Here is a 2,730-nt window from a genome sequence, read left to right on the forward strand (position 1 = left end):
TGCTCGCTTGTGTCTTTATCTGGTTGCCCCTGATTTGAATTCTATACACACCCTAGTGAGTTATAGCGATTATATTGTATATGTGGATGAAAGTGGTGATCCGAATCTATCAGGTTACAATGAGAAATACCCCGTATTTGTACTTTCTTTTTGTATTTTTCATAAAAAATATTATCAGAATACAGTAATCCAAAACGTGATGAAGCTGAAGTTTAAACACTTTGGTCATGACATGATTGTACTGCACGAACGAGATATTGTGAAGAATACTGGGCAGTTTAAAGATATGACAAAGTCTGAACAGGGGTTATTTATTAATGACTTATCCACGATGATGACTGACACGAATTTTGTCTTAGTTTCATGCGTTATACGTAAGGATGAGCTGATTAGACAATATGCGAATCCAATAGACCCTTACCATTTAGGTATCAAGTATGGATTAGAGCGTATATATCGTTTTCTGAAGGAAAAGAATCAGCTAAATAAGAAAACCCATATCGTTTTTGAACAGCGTGGGAAAAATGAAGATAATGATGTTCGAAAAGAGTTTAATCTCTGTTGCCAAGGACATAACTTTCATAAAGAGATATACCCTTTTGAATTAATTATGGCCTCAAAACAAGTCAACTCAACAGGATTGCAATTTGCAGACTTAGTGTCACGCCCAATTGGCAACCATGTATTAAGACCAGCTCAGAGCAACAGATCTTTTGACATTATTGAGCATAAATTTTACTGTCAGTACGGAAGGGGCATGACTGGGATGTGTTATAAGGGTTACGGTTTGAAGGTTTTCCCATAAAATAAAAGGCCCCAGCATTACGCTGGAACCTTTTACCGACTGGGAACCCCCGGTCCATGTAATAATTATAGTCTATATAGCACTCAACAGCAAACCATATTAGATACGTTCAATCTCATGTATATTGCCAAGTGCGCTACGACTACAAAAAATCGCATCTAAAGCTTTAATTTCTAAATGTGGAGCAATGTCTATTTAAAACGCTTATAAACCCTAGTATTCAAGATAGTCTCTAATTGGACGCTTATTAAACTGTGAAGCGTCTTTTCTAAGGCGGTTAATCATCTCAAACTCCCACCCTTGCATAGACTGTCCAGCTGGGCTAGTGGGGCTTACTAAATGATTATACTCCGCCATAAAAGCAGGGTTGCGAACGATGCGACCTAATTGTTTATCGCTTAGTCCTTCAATAGTGAACATATCTGACGTGTTAACATCTCTGACATCCTTTAAGTTCGCACGCTTAAATTTCTTTTTTTCTAAAACTTTGAACTTAAAACCAATGATTTCTTTCCCATTCTTTTCTTGTTCGTAGCTAATATTAAGATCGGTCTTATCGTTAATTTCTTTGATAGCCATATCGAGCACTCGACGTTTAAAATCACTCATGCGCTTATACTCTTTAAGCCCTATGCCTAACTGTCCTCTGAAAGTCTCTAAATCAAACAAAGGAGTTTTTTTGGCTTCACGCCATTGTATGAGTAATTCATAAAGGCGAACTGAATAAACACTGCCTAACGGAGCAGTTTGTTCTAATGTGTACTTAGTAAAAAACTGCTCAACACCATCAATACGTGTTATTTCATTAACTACGGCAGGTGTGAAAATAATTTCAATAGCTCCCTCACCCTCAAAGTAAGTGACTTGGCTAATCCAACGGGACTTAACTTTATTATCTTTGTCATCTAAAAATGAGAACCTTCGTTCAAACAGATTAGTTTCAGCATCTAACAGTACCTCATAAGCTGTTTGCTTTGTTGTGTCAAACGCATTTATATAGCGACTCGCATTGATACGTAATGGTACATTCGCGCTTAACCCTTTATTCTGCTCTCTACTATCAATAATCGCGAGCTGTATCAATCTTATCTCTGATAGAGACAAGTTCTGAATCGCAGTATTTAATCTATTAGACTTCACAACTAACTCCATACCAACACCCTTTTTAATCATAATTCACCTATGTTATTTATTTTTTTGATTATATGAAGATGTTGGCAAAGGCCTAACAAAGACATCATTACCCATAGTCGTTATAAAGTCAATAAATATCTGTCGTCATAAGGTAGGTTAATGTCGTCATATGGGTAGGTTAATGTCGTCATATGGGTAGGTTAATGTCGTCATATGGGTAGGTTAATGTCGTCATATGTCGGATACAGCCCTTTATTTACAATGGATACAGCGTATCTAAAAGCATTAAAAGCATTAAAAGCATTAAAAGCATTTTTGGTTGTTAATAATTAAGAAGAAAAATCGACTAGAAGATTAATTGTTTTTACGTTCAAAATCATCTCATTTACTAATCTATCGTATGACACACTGGAAACAAGAAAAAGATGATTAGCTACGGTCTACGTCTTCTAGATGCTATAGAAACGCTCAAATCTGCTCTATTTAACGTTTTAGGGGTATCGCCTATAGAATCCCTAGTTGATTGGTTCAAATCGCTCTGAGGGGCAGATTTGGACGTTTCATCATTGGAGTTAACGTGTAGCTCTCGCTCATCTACTGGATTACGTAATAATTTAAAAATTTCTATGTTTTGCTCAATCACATCAACGGTAAAAAACTCAGCTACTCGTCTGCTATCGTTAATGAAATTAATTATTTTGTCATCTACACCAATGGTTTGAGCAAAGTTATCAAGTAGATTAAGTTGCCTAGTATCAAATTTATCAGGGGAATCCTCTGTTGTCTCCCAA

Annotated in this window: 3 protein-coding genes; 1 reads left to right on the top strand and 2 read right to left on the bottom strand. The window is 36.3% G+C overall.

The genetic code is table 11. From position 1 onward, the window contains the following. Positions 1-805: DUF3800 domain-containing protein (locus EI164_RS15505; protein ID WP_225739353.1), on the top strand; the 805-nt coding region annotated here is incomplete at its 5' end. Positions 806-1,018: 213 nt separating this feature from the next. Here EI164_RS15505 and repM read toward each other — a convergent pair. After that, the gene (gene repM / locus EI164_RS15510) at positions 1,019-1,978 is read right to left on the bottom strand and encodes a replication initiation protein RepM (RefSeq protein ID WP_192520863.1); all 960 of its coding nucleotides are present in this window, start codon (positions 1,976-1,978) and stop codon (positions 1,019-1,021) included. A gap of 394 nt (positions 1,979-2,372) precedes the next feature. Beyond that, on the bottom strand, positions 2,373-2,730 hold a 358-nt coding region (locus EI164_RS15515; RefSeq protein ID WP_192520865.1), incomplete at its 5' end, for a hypothetical protein.

Source organism: Psychrobacter sp. FME13 (assembly GCF_014861395.1).
GTDB lineage: Bacteria > Pseudomonadota > Gammaproteobacteria > Pseudomonadales > Moraxellaceae > Psychrobacter.

What these genes read in the sequence shown, in the direction of transcription:
- repM (WP_192520863.1), bottom strand. Translation starts at nt 1,978, where the DNA reads ATGATTAAAAAGGGTGTTGGTATGGAGTTAGTTGTGAAGTCTAATAGA.